The following is an 18,867-nucleotide window of genomic DNA, read 5'->3' as shown; positions in this document are numbered from 1 at the left end:
TCAGCCTCCGTAGCTCAGCACCAGGCCATGGGAAAGTCGCCCCCAGCCGTCGAGCAGGACGAACAGCAGCAGTTTGAAGGGCAGCGAGATGGTCACGGGCGAGACCATCATCATGCCCATGGCCAGGAGGATGTTGGAGATGATCAGGTCGATGGCGATGAACGGCAGGTAGATCAAGAAGCCGATCTCGAAGGCCCGGCTCAGCTCGCTGATGGTGAACGCCGGCAGCAGCACCAGCAGGCTGTTGCCATCGACCCGTTCGGCGTACTGGCTGGGCCATAGCTGGCGGGCGCTATCGAGGAAGAAGGCGCGCTCGCGCTGGTTGACCTGGCCGTCGAGGAAGGCGCGAAACGGCGCCATGCCTTCGTCGAGAAAGCGCTCGACCGAACGGGCATCGTCGAGCCTGGTCTCGTGGCCGTTCAGGTAGTCGTAGGTGGCCATGCCCACCGGGGCCATGACGTAGATACTGAGGATGATCGCCAGGCCATACAGGGCCATGTTCGGCGGGATCTGCTGGACGCCCAGGGCATTGCGCAGCAACGAGAAGACCACGGCCATCTTCAGGAACGAGGTGGCCATGACCGCGATGAAGGGCACCAGCGACAGCAGCGCCAGGCCGAGGATCAGGCTCAGTTCGTCCGGCAGCTGGATCATGTCGGTTGCTGTTCCAGCAGGCGGTCGACGCGCACCCCGAGGCGGCCGTCGATCTGTACCAGCAGGCCAGTGCCGATGCAGCGCTGGTTGGCGAGGATGCGCACCTGGGCATCCAGCGGGCTGTGCAGTTCGATCAGCGCTCCAGGCTTCAGGGTCGACAGTGTGTGCAGGTCGAGAGTCTGGCGACCGACTTCGAAACTGACCGGGATGGGCAGTTGCTCCAGCGCGTCCAGCGTGGTGTCGGTCACAGGTGGCGTATCGTGCATGCGGATTAGCTCCAGGTGTGTGTCGTCGAGTTGCAGTTCGGCCCAGGGCTGGCCATCGAGTACGCCCAGCAGTCGCGGGGAACTTGGCGTGCCGGCAGGCAGCAGCAGGATGTCGCCCGTGCCCAGGTCGCGCAGGTCGTGCAACGTCAATTCGAGGGGGCGCCACTGCAGCGAGAGGTTGAGCTGGATGTTCAGGCGTTCGCGCAGTGGACGCCGTGGCAAGGCCGCCAGCAGGTGCTCGCTGTCGCCTTGTACCCAGCAGGGCAGCAGGCCTTGCGCGCTTCTCAGCGTCACCTGCAGACCGGCTGAGCGCTCGATGGCGCCTGCCGGCTCGATGCCCAGGCATTGCAGGCTGGGTAGGCGAGGGGTATCCCGTTGCAGCACCGCCAGCTGCAGCGCGCAGGGGAGACTGGCGAAGTCGGCTGCCTGCAACTGCGGTGCGAACCATTGTGCCAGCTTCTGCTGACGACACAGCAGGCGAGCCGGCACGCCGTGCCAATCGATCAGCACGACCAGATCCAGGTCATCGCCGGGAGCGCTGACACTCAGCGAGACCTGCCCGTGATCGTCGGCATAATGGAGTTGGCGATGGCTCAGTAACTGCTGCAAGCGCAGTTCCTGGGTGTGGGTGGCAGGCAAGTTCGATGTACTCATGGTTCAGGCCAGCCTTCGTCCTCTACATGGCGCTTGTTGCGCGAGCCTTGCTGGCTGTCGCCATTTGCGCCGAAGCCGAGGCTGACCGCCTGTGCGGGATCGAGTCGTTGCAGGCGTTCAAGCAGGTCCGTGCCGGCCACCTGCAATTGCCGCAGGCTAACCGGCGCGGCCTGTATCTCTACCTGCAGGCCAGCGCTCACATGGTTCATGCGTACTTCGACATGGCCCAGTTGAGGTAACTGCACCTGCAACAGGGCCTGTTCGCGGGTTCCAGTCCTGCTGCCGAACAGTTGCAATTGCAGGCGCTCCACAAGCGTCTGCAGATCCTGGACGGGGGCAACGACAGTTGATGGCAGGACCCTGTCGATCAGGGTGCGCTCGCTCGATGGGGCAGGGGGCGCAAGGATTGGGTCGATATCACTGGGTAGCAGACGATCCGGCACGTTGTCGGTACTGTCGTGGACGGTTTGAGGGCCCGCCTCGGCACGACTTGCCTCGGTCAATGAGATTGGCTCGGCTACATCAGGTATCGCTGGCATGAGCTCTGGAAGGGGGCGTTCGATGACATCCTCGATCAGCGCAGGTCGTTCTGCTGCGCAGGCGGGCGGGCACTTTTCGATCAAGGCAGCCATGTTCAGGACTACCGGGGTGATAGGGCGTTCAGGCCTGGCTTGGTCCCGGGCGGGCCGATGGCCAGTATCCTGCGGTGCCCTGCGCTTGAGCCGTGGAGCTTCCAGCAGGTGTTCGAACAACAGTCGCTGCTCGTTGCAAGGCCCAGGTCCAGGTCCAGGCGTGTCAGGCAATGGGTTGTCCGGCAGTGCAGGGGCAGGCAGGGTGTTCAGCATGGCGATCCTCCCTGGGCATGGCGCTCTTCCACTTCGAGATCCTGGCTGTGCTCTGTGCGCCGAGCGTTTTGCCGGGAAGCTTGCTCGTGCAACTGCTTGAAACTGTCCAACTGTTGGCTGGCCTTGGCGAGCTTCGCTTGCGCCTGCTGGCGTGCCGAGTGCTGGCGCATCAGCGCGTCCTCGCAGGCCACCACCTGTCCACGCAGGCTCGCTTCGCGCTCACCGAGCAGACCGACCTGTCGACGCCAGTGTTCCAGGCCATGCAGGTTGGTCAGGCGGCCCACCTGCGCATCGAACAGACGCTGCTCTTCCTCGAGAGCCCACCGCCGATACGCCAGGTGCGCCTCGACCGATTGCGCCTTGTCCGCCTGGGCCGCCTGCAAGCGTGCCTGCTGAGTGCGCGCTTCGCGCTCGGCCCGTTGCAGCCGGCGTTGTTTGATGGATAACAGGGCGGTCAAGGGCACCGGGCGATCTCCAGCAGTTGTTCGAGGCTCTGTTGCAGTGAACTGCGCTCGTGCGGCGCCTGACACAGCCAGCCGCGAATGGCGTCGCGCTTGTCGATGGCCTGATCCACGGCCGGGTCCTGGCCTCGGGTGTACTCGCCGACCCGTAGCAGCAGCTCGACGTCTTCATAGCGCGCCAGCCACTGGCGCAACTGGCTGGCGGCGGCGCGGTGGGCAGGGCTGACCACCTGGTGCATGACCCGGCTGACCGAGCGCAGCACGTCGATGGCCGGGTAGTGGTTGGCCGCTCCCAGCGCTTGCGACAGCACGATATGGCCATCGAGGATCGAGCGGGTTTCCTCGGCGATCGGCTCGTTCAGGTCGTCGCCATCCACCAGCACGGTGTAGAGCGCGGTGATCGAGCCCTTGTCCGAGTGCCCGGCACGTTCGAGCAGGCGCGGCAACTGGGCAAACACCGACGGCGGAAAGCCGCGCCGGGTAGGCGGCTCATTGGCGGCCAGGCCGATCTCCCGCTGGGCACGGGCGAAGCGGGTCAGCGAGTCCATCAGCAACAGGACCTTGCGGCCCTGGTCGCGGAAATACTCGGCCACGGTAGTGGCGACGAAGCCCGCCCGGGCCCGCTCCATCGCCGGACGGTCTGACGTGGCGACTACCAGCACTGCACGGCGCAGGCCCTGTTCGCCGAGCTCATGGTGAATGAACTCGCGCACCTCGCGGCCACGTTCGCCGATCAGGGCGAGGACGATCACGTCGGCCTGCGCGTTGCGCAGCAGCGAGGCCAGCAGCGTGCTCTTGCCGCCGCCGGCAGGCGCGAAGATGCCGACGCGTTGCCCTTCGGCGCAGGTGAGCAGGCCATCGATGCAACGGATGCCCAGGCTCAAGGGTGTGTCGACCAGCTTGCGGCTCAAGGGCGCCGGCGCATCCCGGTGCACCGGGTACCAGGCTTGCGGTGTGGCCGGCATGCTGCCGTCGAGCGGGTTGCCGAGGCCGTCGAGCACTGTTCCCAGCAAATGATCCCCCACGCCCACGCGATGCATGCTCCCGGTCGGGCAGACCTCGGTGCGCGTGCAAAGGCCCTGCATGTCACCCAGAGGGGCGAGCAACGCCTGGTCCTGTTGCAGGCCGATGACCTCGGCCAGCAGCGTCTGCTCATGGTTGGGCCTGCGCAGTTGGCACAGTTCGCCCACCTGCACCCCGGGCGCCAGCGCACGGATCAGGGTACCGGTGACCTGGGAGACCTTGCCGTTGACCTGGACCAGGGTGGCGCCGTTCACGGCAGACTTCAGGGTCTGGGGAATCTGGAGCAGCGATGGCGACATGGGAACGATGTGGGTGCGTGAATGAAGGCGAGCATTCTAGGGAGTCTGCCCGGAGACGGATTTCACTGTGAGTCGCATGTTTTTAGATGCCGGTCGCTACGTGTTGCGCGCGCCGGCCAGCTAAAAAGAAGCGCCCGATGCTGACAGTGCGGCGGTTGGCTTGCCTCTAGCATGCCGCTCATTCATTTATTTCGATGTGAGGTGGGGATGAGCGAAGTCATCGGCTTTGCCCGGGTTGACCCGAGGGTAGCCATGGAGGGTGGCTGGGGGACGCAGGCAACCCTTCAGGCGCGGCAAGTGACCCCGATGGGGCAGCAGGCCGAGATGGCGGAGGAGGTGTCGATGGCCTTCTCGTCGCTGGCCAATGCCCGGCTCAGTACCCGCAGCCGCGTCACCGATGCGCGCCAGCATGGGCTGCAGACGGGCCAGGCGGCCGAGGAGATGCTGGCCAAGGTGCCGGACGTCCAGCGTCGCGCCCTGGATGAACTGGTGGCCTGGTTGCGTCACCATCCAAACCTGACGTCGGGAGAGCTGGAAGCACGCCTGGATGGTTTTTCCGCCGAGGCCTGCCATCGCTACCTGGCCCTGGCCTATGCCCGCGACACCTTGGGCAAGACGGCTGATGGCAGCGGTGTGCTCGGCAAGCTGGACCAGGCCATGGCAAGCATGGCGCAAACACAGGGCCAGGCGATCGCGCTGGGGATCGAGATCGGTCCGCTGGCCCAGGCGACCCAGGAGCAGGGTGTCGCCGAGGTGGCCGCGCTGCGCGAGGTTTATCGCGACTTCCTGTGCGGTTATCGTGGGCTCAGGCACGCCTGGGATGACCTGCGGACACGCTTCGGCGACGCTGCCATCGGCGATATCGCCCAGTTCATGCTCAACGGCCTGGCCAGTCATATCAGTGGGCCGTCCTCGTACCTGGACAGCAACCAGCTGCAGCAGGTCATCAGTGACATGAAGCTGGTGCAGGCCCTCAAGAAACTGGAAGGCGATACGGTCGCGCTGTTCCGCCAGCTTGCCGGAGAGCCCAGTGGCGTACGGGCCTTCTGACCTGGTCAGCGACCTGCTGGCGCTGATCGACAAGCGCTGGGTCACCGAGCAGGACATCCTGCGCCTGCTCGCCGCGCTGCCGCTCGCCCCTGGCGCTCAACGTGTTCACTGTCTGCGTGAACTGAGGCGGATCATTCGCCTGTTGCCGTTGCAGGTATTCAGCGAAGAGGCCCAGCGCGAACATCTGCTGGCGGTCTGTCAGTTGACCATGGACCTGGTCATTGACGAGGAGGAGGTGTCGTTGCGAGGTGTGCAGGAGGAATGAGCATGGATTCTTGTGCTGACGCCATCGCCCGGTTCTGCCGCGATCAGGGAGTGGTTCTGCCGTATGCGCCGGGAACGTTGCTACGCCTGGATCTGGCGGATATCGGTGTCCTGCAGTTCGAGCGGCTGGGGGGGCAGTTGACGCTTTGGCTGGGCTTTACCGTACAGGGAGCATTGTTCGAGCACGCCATGTCGAGTGCGCTCAGGCAGGTCCATGACCAGCAGACGTCTGGCCTGCAGTTGCGTTGCGGCCTGCTGCCTGACGAACGTCTTGTGTTGCTGGCCAGCCTCGATGAGCGCCGGGTGAGCGAACCGGTCCTGCATGAAGCTTACCGGCTGCTGTCGCGGGTGCGCGCCGAAGTGCTCGCGGCATGAGAGTGATCGAGCGAGCCGGGCAGCTCCATGACCTGTGGCTGCCGTCATTGGCAGCTGATACAGCGCTTCCTCGCTCGGCGGGCGAACCGCTGCCGATGCCGGGACAACCCGTGCAGGCTCATCTGCGTGACCTTTACCCGCAGCAGCAGATGGCACGCCTGCGCCTGTCGTACGCCACTCCCGAACACGAGCTGCGAGCCCTGTACGACCCGCAGCGTTTCGCCACGACACTGGGCTCCCTGGTGGAGCAACTCCTGAACACCCAGGCCCGCGAGGACCACCAGGCGGCGGTACTGCTGCAAGCATTGCTGGCCGACCGGCACATGCTGGCGTGCTACGTGACCCTTCTGCTCAAGGTATGAATAGATGCAATTGACGATTGAACAGCGTGATGTCCTGCAGCTGTTGGCCTGGCTGCACCTGCGATGTGGTCGACCTGGAGGCGCGCAAACCCTGCTGGAGGTGCTGCTGCGGGTTGAGCCCGATCATTTCGCCGGACGGCGCGCCTCGGTAGTGGCGGCACTCGAGCTGGGCGATTGGGCGCGTGCCGAGCAGCAATGCCTGGCGCTGCGTGACGCCGGCGAGCAGCAGGCATCCCTATGGCTGTGCCTGAGCGAGGCGCAGCAGATGGCGGGCCGGCAGGAACAGGCACAGGTCACCTTCGCCGAGTACCTGCGACGCAAGGACCGCTCATGAACACCCTGACCCGGATGCTCGGCCATATTGGCGCGCGCAAGGACCTGATGCTGGCCGTGATGCTGCTGGCGGTGGTGTTCATGATGATCCTGCCGTTGCCGCCGCTGCTGCTGGACCTGCTGATCGCCCTGAACATGACCATCGCCGTGGTGCTGATGATGATGTCGGTGTACGTCGTCTCGCCGCTGCACTTCTCGGTGTTCCCCTCGGTGCTGCTGGTCACCACGCTGTTTCGCCTGGCGCTGTCGATCAGTACCACGCGGATGATCCTGCTGGAGGCCGACGCCGGGCAGATCGTGCAGACCTTCGGCGACTTCGTGGTGGGCGGCAACCTGGTGGTGGGCTGCATCCTGTTCCTGATCATCACCATCGTGCAGTTCCTGGTCATCACCAAGGGCGCCGAGCGAGTGGCGGAGGTCAGCGCGCGGTTTTCCCTCGACGCCATGCCGGGCAAGCAGATGAGCATCGATGGCGACCTGCGCGCCGGGGTGATCGATGTCAACGAGGCCCGCGAACGTCGTGGCGAGGTGGAGAAGGCCAGCCAGATGTATGGCGCCATGGACGGGGCGATGAAGTTCGTCAAGGGCGATGCCATCGCCGGGCTGGTGATCATCGTCGTCAACCTGCTGGCGGGCCTTGCCATCGGCGTGATGCAGAAGGGCATGACGGCGGGGGATGCCTTGCAGCTCTACGCGGTGCTTACCGTGGGCGACGGCATGGTCAGCCAGGTGCCGGCGCTGCTGATCGCCATTACCGCGGGCATCATCGTCACTCGCGATGGCGAAGGGTCCCGCGACCTGGGGGCGAACATCGGCAGCCAGGTGATGGCGCAACCCAAGGCCCTGATGATTGGCGGCGCGCTGCTGGCGCTGTTCGGCATCATCCCGGGTTTTCCGACGATTACTTTTTTCCTTCTGGCACTGCTGGTCGGTGGCGGTGGCTGGTGGGCAAACCGCCAGCGGCGCATCGAGGAGAATGGCCGGCAGCAGAGCGGTGGCCTACCGGCGCTGTTGGCCAATGGCGCCGGTGCGCCCACGCTCAAGCCACCCGGCAAGGCGAAGACGACCGCTGACGCGCAAGCGTTCGCCCTGACGGTGCCCTTGCTCATCGATGTGGACAGCGGCCTGCAAGCCGCCTTGGAGGCCGCCTCGCTGAATGAGGAGCTGGCGCGGGTCCGTCAGGCGCTTTACCTGGATCATGGCGTGCCGTTTCCCGGTATCCGCCTACGTTTCACCCGCGCGCTCGGCCCCGGCGAGTACCGCATCCTGTTGCAGGAAGTGCCGGTGGCGCGTGGCAGGCTGATGCCGGAGCGGCTGCTGGTCCAGGAAAAGCCCAGCCAGTTGGCGCTCATCGGCGTGCCCTACGAGGAAGGCGAAGCCCTGCGGCCAGGGCGTGCGGAGCTATGGGTGGAACAGGCCCAGCGCGAGCGCCTGGAGCACGCCGGATGCGCCTTCCTGGCGATCGACCAGGTGCTCGCCTGGCACCTGTCCCAGGTACTGTGCGAGTACGCCGGGGACTTCATCGGCATCCAGGAGACCCGCTACCTGCTGGAACAGATGGAGCAGGGCTATGCCGAGCTGGTCAAGGAGGTGCAGCGCATCCTGCCGTTGCAGCGCATCACCGAGGTGTTTCAGCGGCTGGTGGGCGAAGGCCTCTCGATCCGCAACATGCGCTCGATCCTCGAGGCGCTGGTGGAATGGGGGCAGAAGGAAAAGGATGTGGTGCAACTGGCCGAATACGTGCGCAGCAGCCTCAAGCGCTACATCTGCTACAAGTACGCCAGCGGCCACAACCTGCTGCCGGCCTACCTGCTGGACCCGGCGGCCGAGGAGATGATCCGCAATGGTATCCGCCAGACCAGCGCCGGCAGCTACCTGGCCCTGGAGCCGGCGCAGAGCGACGCCTTTCTCGCCCAGGTGAAAGCCGTGGTGGGCGATCTGCAGGATGTTCAGGCCAGGCCCGTGCTGGTGGTGTCGATGGATATCCGCCGCTATGTGCGCAAGCTGGTCGAGGGCATCTATTTCGATCTGCCGGTGTTGTCATTCCAGGAGCTCACCACGCAGATCAACATCCAGCCACTGGGGCGCATCGGCTGACGCCATGCTGGCGTCAGATTCCGTACCCATAAACTACAAAATCGCGGCCGGGCCTGACGGAGCGGCCGCTCGCCCCTCAATAGACTTCATCTGCATGTACCCCGGCCTTGCGCCAAGAAGGGTACCTGGCCAACCGGATACAGATGATGAGCAGTTCTATTGAATCAAGTAGTCGCCCTGTCCCATTGCCGTACGTGGACCGTGTCGCACCGCCGGACATCTGGGTGGACATTCAGAGGCTGGAGTCGCTTCTGGACCAAAAAGGCATCGTAGCCGTTGATGGGCAAGGACAGCCGCTGAGCCGGGAGCTGCGCTGGCCGGCCATCGAGGCGCTGCTGGGGCCCGAAGGGCAGGCGCAGCTGGCGGCAAATCGCCCTTACTTCGACAACCTGCTGTCGCAACCACTGTCCGACCAGCATTTTGATGCAGTGAGCCAACTGCTTGAGGCTTATGCCAGCTGGTTACCGGGCGCGCCTCTGCAGTTGCAGAACCTGGGCGAGCGCCTGCGCATGGACGAGCTGGTGATGGCGGCGATGGGCCTGCGCATGCGCAAGCAGAAGGCCGAACGCACCGAGCTCAGCGAGCAGCTCAAGTGCCTCACGGCGGAGCTGAAGATCTTCAGCGTGATCCAGTCGAAGGTCAACGTGGTGATGGCCGACAAGGGCACCTTCAAGCTGGAAGACGATGGTTTCAACCTCTTCGACCGCAAGCTCTACGACCTCGATGCGGACAGTTGGGAGAAGAGCGCCGAACGCCGACTGCTCTCGAGCCTGGACACGTTCAAGCCCGCCTTCAACGGCTCAGGGATCGTCACGGTGCGGCACTTCCTCGAGGGCACGCAATCTGCCACTTCGTCGACTGAAAGCGGTAGCCGCCTGCAAAAGGTCAGTGGACCGATGACCGACCTGAAAACGCAGTACGCCTGGGACAAGGACAACAACCCGTTGGCCAATTTCTCCCAGGCATTGAGCGACCGAACCCGCATCGTCAACGACAAGGTGACCGAACAGACCACCCTGCTCAACGATGTGGGGTCGCGGTACACCACCTCCACCGAGGTGATGATGAAGTTCGTCGAGACCTGGTTCTCGATGCTGTCCAAGATTCTGCAGAACTGAGGTAGGTGATGATGGCAGTACAACAGGTGGCCGGCCACGATGCCGATGCCAACAATGTCGATGCGATCGAGCGCTTCTTCGGCGATGGCGGTACCTTCGCCATGCTGCGCGGAGTCTGCGCGGCGCAACTGGAAACGCTCTATGCCCAGGCATTCAACTTCTACCAGGCGGGTCGGCTGGACGATGCGCTGACGCTGTTCAAGGGGTTGGCGGCGCTCGACCATTATGACCCCCGGGCGTTTCTGGGGGTGGCAGGTGCGTACCAGGCCCTCGAGCGCTACCAGGACGCATTGCCGGCCTATGCCTATGGCGCGATGCTCGCGCCGCAGGACCCGCGTTTCACCTTCCATGCCGCGCAATGCCACCAGCACCTGGGCGACCTTGCCTCGGCGCGCAGCAGTTACGAGCAGGCGCAGATCCTGGCGCTGGACAGTGAGCATGCCGCTCTGGCAGGCCAGGCACAGGTGCTGCTCGAGGCCCTGCAGCAGAAGGAGGACGCACGTCATGCGAACTGAGCTTCTGGCTGTGGAGCAACTGCTCCTGATGCCGGCTGAAATCGAATCGCAATCGCCGCTGCCGGCCATGGCGATCCAGTTGCCCGGCGAGACCGGCACACCGTCTGCAGCCACAACGACCAAGCCAGACATGAGCGTCCGGCTGGATCCTCCAGCGTCACTGGCGACGGGACAGCAACAGGGGCTGGTACTCGAAAAGCTGATCGATGCTGAAGGTCTCATGCAACCGGTGCTGGTCGCGGTACCTGATGTCGGTGCATTGATCCTCGGCCAACTCGCCGGGGACATCTCCGACGCCGAACTGGATATCCGCCTCACCGAAATGCTGAGCCAGTTGGGTGCTCGCCAGACCGAGCTGAACCTGCAGCAGGTACGTCAGCTCACCGAACAGAACCGCCAGCAGATGGCGCTCAACGCGCAGAAGATGGAGGAGGTTGCCCAGCGGCACCAGGACGCCGGCACGGCGGGCGTGTTCGCCAAGGTCTTTGGTTGGGCCGCAGCCATCGTGTCTATCGTGGTGGGGACCGTCATGGTCGCGACCGGTCTGGGCGCCGTCGCGGGCGCGCTGATGATCGCTGGTGGCGTCATGGGCGTGGTGTCCATGTCGTTGAACCAGGCCGCCGAGGACGGACACATCTCCAAGGAAGTGATGAAGTACCTCGGGCCGATGCTGATGGCGGTGGAAGTCGCCCTGGCGCTGGCCTCGGTAGTGCTGACCTGCGGCGGCAGCCTCGTGGTGGTCGCCGCTCGGGTGGCCGGCAAGGCGAGTGGCAAGGTCGCGCAGACAGTACAGTCGGTGGTCCAGAATATCCAGAACGTCGTCTCCATCGGGGGCACCACGCTGTCCTGCACCGGGGAGGTGGCCAGTTCGATCATGCAGGGGCTGGCACTGCGCAGCGAGGCTCAACTGGCGGAAATGCGCCTGCTGCTGGACCAGGGACACAGTTTTCTCGAGCAGTTGGCCAAGGCGCTTGAACAACTCCTCGCAGGGAAGGAGCAACGCTTCGAGCAACTGCTGGAACTGTTGAACAACCGTAGCAAGGCCTGCGCCGATATCGCGTGCCGAAACGTCATTGCCTGATCAAGGAGTCAATCATGAGTCTGTCCATTTCCACTATCGATCATTCGTCTCGCATGGATGCCCAACTGCCGGTCACCGAGGGGCAGAAGGCTGGGCAGCCGCTGTGGGCGATGCTGGCCATGCCCTGCGCAAGCGCGAGGGCGGTATTTGCCGAGAAGCAGGGGCGGGTGAGCCTGGATACGCCGCAGGCCACGCCCTGCAGCCAGGACCTGGAGAGCCTGCTGGCCATTCTCCGAGCCGCCATGCAGGTGCGCGACGGCAACGCCCAGGGGCGCAGGACCCAGGCCGAAGTCGGCGTGCTGGCGAGCAAGGAGCAGATCGGCTGGATGAGGACCGCCAGCAATGCGCTGTTCGCCTCGGCGGCCGTCAGTGGTGCATTGGGTATGTTCACCCTGACCCGTGGCAGCACCGGCATGCTCAAGAACCTGGGAGATGCGCGGACCATCAAGGGCCTGGAACAAGCCAGCCATGCTGCCGAGTATGCCAAGCCCGGCGAGCTGGCGATGGCTTCGAAAAAGCTGATCGCCGAGAACCGTATCGAGGTCAAGCATCTGCAGAACGCGATCGACGCCCGCAACACCAGGCTGCACACGCTCAATGGCGTGGCCCAGAGTAGCGCCGCCTGCGCTACGGGCATCGCCCAAGGGGTCAAGTCCCTGCAGGATACTTGGGCCAAGGAGCAGGAGCTTGCGGCGGCGGTTGCCGGCAACCAGAAGGAGCTATTCCAGCGCTGTACCGATGACCTGGCGAAGATGATCGATCAGGTGCGCCAGCTGATCCAGGAAATCCTGCGCAATGACAATCAAGGGCTAAGGGCTGCAGGCATCATGGCCTGAGCACGTCAGGTTCCTTGAAGAATGTTCCAAGCCGCAAGGGTTCAGGCTCTTGCGGCTTATTCATGCTTGTGCATCAACGAATACCGTGCCGGCACACCAACGCCGAAAAGTGCAAAAAAGGCGATAAGGGCTGATGGGGCCTGAGGTGTAGCGGCGGTATCGTTCGCTCAGCTTCCGTCATGTTGGAGGCAAGACACTTCGGAGAAGACATCTGTTCTTGCAGGTGTGGGAGCGGTCTTCTCCCCAAGCCAAACGATGCTGCAAGATGAGGTTTGCACAATGATCGAATCGGTTTCAACCAGTTGGGTATGTGGCGCCAGCCTGGACCCTGTCAACGAGAGCAGCGATTGCGCACAGGTGAAAACCAGCGAGTCGGCGCAGCGCTTGGCACGCCATGAGGAACCGCAGAAACATGGCATCCTGATGCGCCTGTTCATTGCGATTGCCGAGTTCTTTGGCTTTCGTCCCGGCGTTGCGACGGGTGGTACGCAGGCCACGGCCTCGACGCCGGACATGATGCGCTCTTTGAACGAGCAGATGGCCAAAGGGCTGCCGGATGTCATGAGGTCGCAGGCCAACGGGATACTGGCGAAGCAGGAGAGTCTGCCAACCGAGCAGTTCATGGCCAGTTACACGGAACAGCTCACGGGCAGTAATGTCATGCGTAACGCCAACTGCCTGTTGTCGAATGTCGTCAAGCTGGGTGAGCTTGTGCCAGAGCTGAAGGTAGAGACGAGCATCAACGAGGTCGATATCGTCGGCGGATACTCTTTGAAGGAAGCCCAATTTCCGGACAATATCGCACTGATTCAAAACGACTCGATGGCTGCCGCCAAGGTGCTCGATGCGGTGATTTTCCTGGCTTCGCGATTCGCCGAGTTTCCGGATCCCGAGCAGGTGGGGCCTGAAGTGGTGGTGGAGTTTGTCAAAGAGGTCGATGCCGAGTTCATCGAACTGTTCGCCCAGAAGCCTGATGCAGTGGCGCCAGTTGTCGTGGTGGATGCAAGCGACGATGCCTCTTCGGTGGTGGCCGGCACCTTAGCCGGAGCGAGCGCTGCACAGCCTGTGGAGCCTGAAGCGGCTTACCAAGCGACTACCGCCGGACAGCCCGATCCGGTAACGTCGTTGAAGGCCGTCAAGCTCGCCTTTGTCAAGATTGACGATGATGTCGCTCTGCCGACGCGCAATGACTTCAACGCGACCATGCATTCGCTGCAGCGGCCGAGCAGTCCGCTCTCGCAGTCGTTTGAGCACCTGGAGCATCTGGCCGAGCATGGCAGTGCTGCCGAAAAGGCAATCGCTTCAATGGTCCTGGACCATGCGGCGATAGGGCAGTCCCACTCCTACGGCGATCTCTTCGGGCAGCGCAAGCTGGAGCCCTATCTGTTGCAGGCTCACTCCGCGCTCTCGTTCGTGGACACGCTGCAGAAGAAATTGGACATGGCGGCACGTCTGCTCGACAACCTGCAGGCCGCAGACGCGGCTTGAGCGTAACGCTGGCTGGAGCCTGCAGGCTCCAGCCAGCCCTTCGAATTCCCGCCTGATCACCCCGTGTGAAACCAGCCCAGGGTGATCATCGCCACCACGATATAGCGCCCACCCTTGGCCAGGGTGACCAGCAGCACGAAGCGCCAGAACGGCTCGCGCATGATCCCGGCGATCAAGGTCAGCGGGTCGCCGATCACCGGCATCCAGCTCAGCAGCAGCGAGCATTGGCCCCAGCGCTGGTAACGGCGCTGGGCGCGTTCCAGCTGGCTGGCGCTGAACGGGAACCAGCGGCGTTCGCGCAGGTGCTCGATGGCCCGCCCCAGCAGCCAGTTGACGATGGAACCGAGCACGTTGCCGAGCGTGGCCACCAGCAGCAGGGTCGCCCAGGCAGTTGGTTCGCGAATCAGCAACCCGACCAGCACCGCCTCGGACTGCAGCGGCAACAGGGTGGCGGCGCCGAAGGCGCTGAGGAACAGCGCCCCGAGGCTGAGCATCAGTAGCTGGCGACCACGGTATCCTGGCCATCCCGGGTCACGCCGATGACCTGGTAGGCGTCCTTGTGGTCACCCATTTCCATGCCCGGCGAGCCCATCGGCATGCCCGGCACCGCGATGCCCTTGAGGTCATTGCGCTTGGCCAGCAGGCGTACTTGCTCCGCCGGGACATGGCCTTCGACGAACTTGCCGTCGATCACCCCGGTGTGGCACGACGCCAGACGTGGCTCGACGCCCAGGCGCTGCTTGACCGCGCTCATGTTCGGTTCAACGTGGTCGTTGACGATGAAGCCGTTGTCGCTCAGGTGCTTGATCCATTCCTTGCAGCAGCCGCAGTTGGGGTTGCGGTAGACATCGATGGTCTCGGCGGCCTGGGCCAGGCCGGTGACAGCCAGCAGGCCGAGTGTGAGCAGGTGTTTGCGCAGCATGGTGGAGCTCCTGTGAAACTAAACACATCGAGTTAATCAGCGCCGGCCCTGTAGGAGCGGCGTCAAACATTAGAAACGCAGGCGGACCCCGGCCACCAGCCGGGTCTGGCCGATGTCCTCGCCATCCTCCCGGGCCTGGTCGGCGCGGTTGCCATGCAGCCGATTGAAGCTGACCCCGACATAGGGCGCGAACGCGCGGGTGATCTCGTAACGCAGGCGCAGGCCCACTTCGCTTTCGGCCAGCCCCGAGCCCTGTTCGCGCCCGGCATCGTTGCGCCCGAAGAAGTTGGCTTCGACGGTCGGTTCGAGGATCCAGCGATTGGTCAGCAGCATAGCGTAACCGGCCTCCAGGCGCAGCGCGGTCTGCTGTCGCTCGCCGACGTAGGCAGTGGCCTCCAGCTCCAGGCCGTAGAGCGGCGTGCCCTGGATGCCGAAGGCGGCCCAGCCCTGGCCGCTGGCGGGCTTGAAGTCCTGGCGCACGCCGCCGACCAGTTCCCACCAGGGGCTGATGGCATGGCCCCAGAGGGCCTGCAGCTCGGCCTTGTGGGTCTTGCCTTGTTCCCGTTCACCCTCGGAGCGCAGCCACAGGCGGTCGATATCGCCGCCGACCCAGGCGGTGGCGTTCCAGTTCAGGGCGCTGCTGTTTTCGAAGTTCTGGTACTCCAGTTGGTCGACGATTACTGCCCAGTTGGTCGCCCGGTCATGCACCTGATGCCCCGGCAATGGCGGGAAGGCGGCGCGGCGATCGGCATCGGTGATCACCGGCAGCGGTGTGCGCGGTTGGCTGGGTGGTGCCGCCGCGTTGTTCATCTGGCTGTGGTCCATGGGCATGCTGCCAGGGTTCATCTGGCCGTGGTCCATCGGCATGGCGCCATGGTTCATGTGATCCATGCCCGCGGCGAGGGCCCGTTCACTGGCCAGCAAGGCCATCAGCGCGACACCGGTGACGATGTGGCGGTTGCGGTTCTCATTCATCGACCCGTACCTCGCGGAACATGCCGGTCTCCATGTGGTAGAGCAGGTGGCAGTGGTAGGCCCAGCGGCCCAGGGCGTCGGCGCTGACGCGGTAGCTGCGCCGGCTGCCGGGGGGCATGTCGATGGTGTGCTTGCGCACCAGGAAGCGACCCTGTTCATCCTCCAGGTCGCTCCACATGCCGTGCAGGTGGATGGGGTGGGTCATCATGGTGTCGTTGACCAGGGTGATGCGCACCCGCTCGCCGTATTTCAGGCGCAGCGGCTCGGCATCGCTGAACTTGATGCCGTCGAACGACCAGGCGAAGCGTTCCATGTGGCCAGTCAGGTGCAGCTCGATGTCCCGCGATGGTTCGCGCCCGTCCGGATCGGGGTAGGGACTGCGCAGGTCGGCGTAGGTCAGCACGCGGCGGCCGTTGCCGCGCAGGCCAATGCCGGGATCGGCCAGGTTGGCCCGGGGGGCCATGGTCTGCATGTCCACCAGCGGGTTGTCGGTCTCGCTGGCAGGGTGGCCTTGCATCATGGCCATGCCGGCCATGTTCGAGTGGTCCATACCCGCCATGTTGCCGTGGTCCATCGCTGGCATGTTCGAATGGTCCATCCCGCCCATGCCGCCGTGCCCCATGTCGTCCATGGTCAGCACCGGACGCGGGTCCGGCTCGGGCACGGGGGCTTGCAGACCCGCCGCGCGGGCCAGGGTGCCACGGGCGAAGCCGGTGCGGTCCATGCTCTGGGCGTACAGCGTGTAGGCGGGCAGGTCGCCCACGGTGACCAGCACGTCGTAGGTTTCGGCCACGGCGATGCGCAGTTCGTCCACGGTTACCGGGGTCACCGGCAGGCCGTCGGCGGCGATCACCGTGAGCTTTAGGCCCGGAATGCGGAAGTCGAAGTAGGTCATCGCCGAGGCGTTGATCAGGCGCAGGCGCACGGTCTCGCCGGGCTGGAACAGGCAGGTGAAGTTGCCGTCCGGGGGCTGGCCGTTGAGCAGGTAGGTGTAGCTGGCGGCGCTGATGTCGGCCAGGTCGGTCGGGCTCATGCGCATCTTCGCCCAGGCCCAGCGGTTGTCGACGGTCTTGCCCCAGCCATTTTCCGCGACATCGTCGACGAAGTCGCCGACCGTGCGCTTGTGGTAGTTGAAGGCGTCGGACTGTTTCTTCAGGGTGGCCATCAGCGCTTCTGGCGCCTGGTCCGACCAGTCGCTGATCAACAGCACATGGTCGCGCTGGTACTGGTGCGGCTCGGGCTCGCGGGGCTCGATGACGATGGCGCCGTACACGCCGGCCTGCTCCTGCAGCCCGGAGTGGCTGTGGTACCAGTAGGTGCCGCTCTGGCGCAGGGTGAACTGGTAGAGGTAGTCGCCGCCGGGTTCGATGCCGGCGAAGCTCAGGCCCGGCACGCCGTCCATGTTGGCCGGCAGGATGATGCCGTGCCAGTGGATCGAGGTGGGCTGGTCCAGGCGGTTGCGCACGCGCAGGGTCACGGTGTCGCCCTCGCGCCAGCGCAACTGCGGGCCGGGCAGGCTGGCGTTGATGGTCTGCGCGGTGCGTGGGCGGCCGGTGATGTTGACCGGGGTCTGGCCGATGAACAGGTCGAACTGCTGGCCGCTCAGGTCGTGCAGCGGCAGGCGGCCTTCGGCGGCCTGGGCCAGCGGGCGCCAGAGGCCGAGGCCGGCCAGGGCGCTGGCGGCACCCAGGCCCTTGACGAAGGTGCGGCGGGTTGGAGTCGGTGGCATGGCGTGTTCTCGGTGCTGGCAAGGTTCATCTGATCGCGGGGCAAGCCCGCTCCCACTGTGGGCTCGGGCTTGCCCCGCGATCAGGAATGAGACGATGGTCGTCGCCAGCGCCTGTCAGCCACCTGAGGCGCGGATTACAGATTTGTCAGGCAGCGGCCTCGCCACCCTCCAGGTCGCGCATCAGCAGGCCGAATTCCAGCGACACCTGCTCGGGAATCGGCAGGTACACCACATGGCCGTCGCCAGGCGCCACCTCGATGCCCTGCTGCTGGCGGTCGCACAGGCGGTGCAGGTCGAAGTGGTAGTTGCCGCGCGGGGTCATCAGCTCCAGGTGGTCGCCCACGGCGAAGCGGTTCTTCACCTTCACTTCGGCCAGGCCGTCCACGCGCACCCCGGTCAGCTCGCCGACGAACTGCTGGCGCTCGGACACCGAGTTGCCGCGCTGGTAGTTCTGGTACTCGTCGTGCACGTGGCGACGCAGGAAACCTTCGGTGTAGCCGCGCTGGGCGAGGGATTCGAGGTTGTTCATAAGGCCGCGGTCGAACGGCCGCCCGGCCACCGCGTCGTCGATGGCCTGGCGGTAGGACTGCACGGCGCGGGCGCAGTAGAAGTGTGACTTGGTGCGGCCCTCGATCTTCAGCGAATGCACGCCCATCCGGGCCAGGCGCTCGACGTGCTGGATGGCGCGCAGGTCCTTGGCGTTCATGATGTAGGTGCCGTGCTCGTCCTCGAAGGCCGGCATCTCTTCGCCGGGGCGGTTGGACTCCTGGAGCAGGAACACCTGCTCGGTCGGCGCGCCGAGGCCCAGGGTCGGCTCGCATTCACGGACGATATCGCCGGTGGCGTTCTCGCTGGCCGGGGTGGCCTGGTACTTCCAGCGGCAGGCATTGGTGCAGGTGCCCTGGTTGGCGTCGCGCTTGTTCATGTAGCCCGACAGCAGGCAGCGCCCGGAATAGGCCATGCACAAGGCGCCGTGCACAAAGACTTCCAACTCCATCTCCGGCACCTGCTGGCGGATCTCCTCGATCTCTTCCAGCGACAGCTCCCGCGACAGAATCACCCGGGTCAGCCCCAGGCCTTGCCAGAATTGCACGCTGGCCCAGTTCACCGTGTTGGCCTGCACCGACAGGTGGATGGGCATCTGCGGGAAGTGCTGGCGCACCAGCATGATCAATCCCGGGTCGGACATGATCAGTGCATCCGGACCCATCTCGATCACTGGTGCCAGGTCCTTGAGGAAGGTCTTGAGCTTGGCGTTGTGCGGGGCGATGTTGACCACCACGTAGAAGCGCTTGCCCTGGGCCTGGGCCTCCTGGATGCCGAGGGCCAGGTTGGCGTGGTCGAATTCGTTGTTGCGCACCCGCAGGCTGTAGCGCGGCTGGCCGGCGTAGACCGCGTCGGCGCCGTAGGCGAAGGCGTAGCGCATGGTCTTGAGGGTGCCGGCGGGGGCGAGCAGTTCGGGCTTGGCGGGAGAGGTCATGGTGCGCACCGGGGGCAAAAGGCGCGGATGCTAAGACGGC

The 18,867-nt window shown here is 64.7% G+C and carries 21 protein-coding genes; 11 read left to right on the top strand and 10 right to left on the bottom strand.

Going from position 1 to position 18,867, the window contains the following annotated elements:
• The 5 genes from sctR to sctN form a co-directional block, all read right to left on the bottom strand.
• Positions 1–654, bottom strand: coding sequence for a type III secretion system export apparatus subunit SctR (gene sctR, locus HU735_RS18925; RefSeq protein WP_186714747.1), 654 nt, complete (start codon positions 652–654; stop codon positions 1–3).
• Positions 651–1,574: a type III secretion system cytoplasmic ring protein SctQ gene (sctQ, locus tag HU735_RS18920; RefSeq protein ID WP_186714746.1), complete on the bottom strand. Its 924-nt coding sequence runs from the start codon at positions 1,572–1,574 to the stop codon at positions 651–653. Before sctQ ends, sctR begins: the two co-directional genes overlap by 4 nt.
• Positions 1,571–2,206: a type III secretion system needle length determinant gene (locus HU735_RS18915; RefSeq protein ID WP_186714745.1), complete on the bottom strand. Its 636-nt coding sequence runs from the start codon at positions 2,204–2,206 to the stop codon at positions 1,571–1,573. Before HU735_RS18915 ends, sctQ begins: the two co-directional genes overlap by 4 nt.
• A 206-nt stretch (positions 2,207–2,412) precedes the next feature.
• Positions 2,413–2,883, bottom strand: a complete 471-nt coding sequence (locus HU735_RS18910; RefSeq protein WP_186714744.1) for a YscO family type III secretion system apparatus protein — start codon at positions 2,881–2,883, stop codon at positions 2,413–2,415.
• On the bottom strand, positions 2,874–4,202 hold the full coding sequence (gene sctN, locus HU735_RS18905) for a type III secretion system ATPase SctN (RefSeq protein ID WP_186714743.1): 1,329 nt from the start codon (positions 4,200–4,202) through the stop codon (positions 2,874–2,876). The genes HU735_RS18910 and sctN overlap by 10 nt, the downstream gene beginning before the upstream one ends.
• A 207-nt stretch (positions 4,203–4,409) precedes the next feature.
• Here sctN and HU735_RS18900 point away from each other — a divergent pair, with 207 nt between their 5' ends.
• The 11 genes from HU735_RS18900 (at position 4,410) to HU735_RS18850 (ending at position 13,721) form a co-directional block, all read left to right on the top strand.
• Entirely contained in the window at positions 4,410–5,252 is an 843-nt protein-coding gene (locus tag HU735_RS18900) for an HrpJ domain-containing protein (RefSeq protein WP_186714742.1), read from the top strand.
• Positions 5,233–5,517: a TyeA family type III secretion system gatekeeper subunit gene (locus tag HU735_RS18895; protein WP_186714741.1), complete on the top strand. Its 285-nt coding sequence runs from the start codon at positions 5,233–5,235 to the stop codon at positions 5,515–5,517. The genes HU735_RS18900 and HU735_RS18895 overlap by 20 nt, the downstream gene beginning before the upstream one ends.
• A 2-nt stretch (positions 5,518–5,519) precedes the next feature.
• Positions 5,520–5,891 (top strand): type III secretion chaperone SycN, encoded by a 372-nt coding sequence (locus HU735_RS18890; RefSeq protein ID WP_186714740.1) that lies wholly within the window; start codon positions 5,520–5,522, stop codon positions 5,889–5,891.
• Entirely contained in the window at positions 5,888–6,253 is a 366-nt protein-coding gene (locus HU735_RS18885; protein ID WP_346655370.1) for a hypothetical protein, read from the top strand. Before HU735_RS18890 ends, HU735_RS18885 begins: the two co-directional genes overlap by 4 nt.
• A gap of 4 nt (positions 6,254–6,257) precedes the next feature.
• Complete coding sequence (locus HU735_RS18880) at positions 6,258–6,587, top strand: type III secretion protein (protein ID WP_186714738.1); 330 nt, start codon at positions 6,258–6,260, stop codon at positions 6,585–6,587.
• Positions 6,584–8,683 carry a type III secretion system export apparatus subunit SctV gene (sctV, locus tag HU735_RS18875; RefSeq protein WP_186714737.1) on the top strand — a complete coding sequence of 700 codons (2,100 nt, stop codon included), beginning with the start codon at positions 6,584–6,586 and terminating at the stop codon, positions 8,681–8,683. Before HU735_RS18880 ends, sctV begins: the two co-directional genes overlap by 4 nt.
• Before the next feature lie 224 nt (positions 8,684–8,907).
• Positions 8,908–9,801, top strand: coding sequence for a virulence-associated V antigen (locus HU735_RS27145; protein ID WP_186714736.1), 894 nt, complete (start codon positions 8,908–8,910; stop codon positions 9,799–9,801).
• An 8-nt stretch (positions 9,802–9,809) separates the two neighbouring features.
• Positions 9,810–10,316 (top strand): SycD/LcrH family type III secretion system chaperone, encoded by a 507-nt coding sequence (locus HU735_RS18865; protein WP_238349848.1) that lies wholly within the window; start codon positions 9,810–9,812, stop codon positions 10,314–10,316.
• Entirely contained in the window at positions 10,306–11,397 is a 1,092-nt protein-coding gene (gene sctE, locus HU735_RS18860; RefSeq protein ID WP_186714735.1) for a type III secretion system translocon subunit SctE, read from the top strand. Before HU735_RS18865 ends, sctE begins: the two co-directional genes overlap by 11 nt.
• Before the next feature lie 14 nt (positions 11,398–11,411).
• On the top strand, positions 11,412–12,233 hold the full coding sequence (locus HU735_RS18855; RefSeq protein WP_186714734.1) for a hypothetical protein: 822 nt from the start codon (positions 11,412–11,414) through the stop codon (positions 12,231–12,233).
• Between the two features lie 279 nt (positions 12,234–12,512).
• On the top strand, positions 12,513–13,721 hold the full coding sequence (locus HU735_RS18850) for a hypothetical protein (RefSeq protein WP_186714733.1): 1,209 nt from the start codon (positions 12,513–12,515) through the stop codon (positions 13,719–13,721).
• Between the two features lie 56 nt (positions 13,722–13,777).
• Here the strand turns inward: HU735_RS18850 and HU735_RS18845 are convergent, their stop codons facing one another.
• The 5 genes from HU735_RS18845 to yegQ all read right to left on the bottom strand — a co-directional run bounded on the left by HU735_RS18845 (position 13,778) and on the right by yegQ (position 18,827).
• Complete coding sequence (locus tag HU735_RS18845; protein WP_186714732.1) at positions 13,778–14,215, bottom strand: YqaA family protein; 438 nt, start codon at positions 14,213–14,215, stop codon at positions 13,778–13,780.
• Positions 14,215–14,643: a DUF411 domain-containing protein gene (locus HU735_RS18840; RefSeq protein WP_186714731.1), complete on the bottom strand. Its 429-nt coding sequence runs from the start codon at positions 14,641–14,643 to the stop codon at positions 14,215–14,217. The genes HU735_RS18845 and HU735_RS18840 overlap by 1 nt, the downstream gene beginning before the upstream one ends.
• A 69-nt stretch (positions 14,644–14,712) precedes the next feature.
• On the bottom strand, positions 14,713–15,618 hold the full coding sequence (locus tag HU735_RS18835) for a copper resistance protein B (protein ID WP_186714730.1): 906 nt from the start codon (positions 15,616–15,618) through the stop codon (positions 14,713–14,715).
• Positions 15,611–17,347, bottom strand: a complete 1,737-nt coding sequence (locus HU735_RS18830; RefSeq protein ID WP_186714729.1) for a copper resistance system multicopper oxidase — start codon at positions 17,345–17,347, stop codon at positions 15,611–15,613. Before HU735_RS18830 ends, HU735_RS18835 begins: the two co-directional genes overlap by 8 nt.
• Before the next feature lie 145 nt (positions 17,348–17,492).
• The gene (gene yegQ / locus HU735_RS18825) at positions 17,493–18,827 is read right to left on the bottom strand and encodes a tRNA 5-hydroxyuridine modification protein YegQ (RefSeq protein ID WP_186714728.1); all 1,335 of its coding nucleotides are present in this window, start codon (positions 18,825–18,827) and stop codon (positions 17,493–17,495) included.
• Between the last annotated feature and the right edge of the window lie 40 nt (positions 18,828–18,867).

The sequence above is a fragment of the Pseudomonas sp. BW16M2 genome, assembly GCF_014268865.1.
GTDB classification, from domain to species: Bacteria; Pseudomonadota; Gammaproteobacteria; order Pseudomonadales; family Pseudomonadaceae; genus Aquipseudomonas; species Aquipseudomonas peradeniyensis.
The sequence above is the reverse complement of the archived record's forward strand: the minus strand, read 5'-3'. Positions and strand labels throughout refer to the sequence as shown.

Bases quoted from the DNA above. Each gene is read 5' to 3' on its own strand.
- sctR (WP_186714747.1), bottom strand. From the start codon at position 654: ATGATCCAGCTGCCGGACGAACTGAGCCTGATCCTCGGCCTGGCGCTG.
- sctQ (WP_186714746.1), bottom strand. From the start codon at position 1,574: ATGAGTACATCGAACTTGCCTGCCACCCACACCCAGGAACTGCGCTTG.
- HU735_RS18915 (WP_186714745.1), bottom strand. From the start codon at position 2,206: ATGGCTGCCTTGATCGAAAAGTGCCCGCCCGCCTGCGCAGCAGAACGA.
- sctN (WP_186714743.1), bottom strand. From the start codon at position 4,202: ATGTCGCCATCGCTGCTCCAGATTCCCCAGACCCTGAAGTCTGCCGTG.
- HU735_RS18900 (WP_186714742.1), top strand. From the start codon at position 4,410: ATGAGCGAAGTCATCGGCTTTGCCCGGGTTGACCCGAGGGTAGCCATG.
- HU735_RS18890 (WP_186714740.1), top strand. From the start codon at position 5,520: ATGGATTCTTGTGCTGACGCCATCGCCCGGTTCTGCCGCGATCAGGGA.
- HU735_RS18885 (WP_346655370.1), top strand. From the start codon at position 5,888: ATGAGAGTGATCGAGCGAGCCGGGCAGCTCCATGACCTGTGGCTGCCG.
- HU735_RS18880 (WP_186714738.1), top strand. From the start codon at position 6,258: ATGCAATTGACGATTGAACAGCGTGATGTCCTGCAGCTGTTGGCCTGG.
- sctV (WP_186714737.1), top strand. From the start codon at position 6,584: ATGAACACCCTGACCCGGATGCTCGGCCATATTGGCGCGCGCAAGGAC.
- HU735_RS18865 (WP_238349848.1), top strand. From the start codon at position 9,810: ATGATGGCAGTACAACAGGTGGCCGGCCACGATGCCGATGCCAACAAT.
- sctE (WP_186714735.1), top strand. From the start codon at position 10,306: ATGCGAACTGAGCTTCTGGCTGTGGAGCAACTGCTCCTGATGCCGGCT.
- HU735_RS18855 (WP_186714734.1), top strand. From the start codon at position 11,412: ATGAGTCTGTCCATTTCCACTATCGATCATTCGTCTCGCATGGATGCC.
- HU735_RS18850 (WP_186714733.1), top strand. From the start codon at position 12,513: ATGATCGAATCGGTTTCAACCAGTTGGGTATGTGGCGCCAGCCTGGAC.
- HU735_RS18845 (WP_186714732.1), bottom strand. From the start codon at position 14,215: ATGCTCAGCCTCGGGGCGCTGTTCCTCAGCGCCTTCGGCGCCGCCACC.
- HU735_RS18840 (WP_186714731.1), bottom strand. From the start codon at position 14,643: ATGCTGCGCAAACACCTGCTCACACTCGGCCTGCTGGCTGTCACCGGC.
- HU735_RS18835 (WP_186714730.1), bottom strand. From the start codon at position 15,618: ATGAATGAGAACCGCAACCGCCACATCGTCACCGGTGTCGCGCTGATG.
- HU735_RS18830 (WP_186714729.1), bottom strand. From the start codon at position 17,347: ATGCCACCGACTCCAACCCGCCGCACCTTCGTCAAGGGCCTGGGTGCC.
- yegQ (WP_186714728.1), bottom strand. From the start codon at position 18,827: ATGACCTCTCCCGCCAAGCCCGAACTGCTCGCCCCCGCCGGCACCCTC.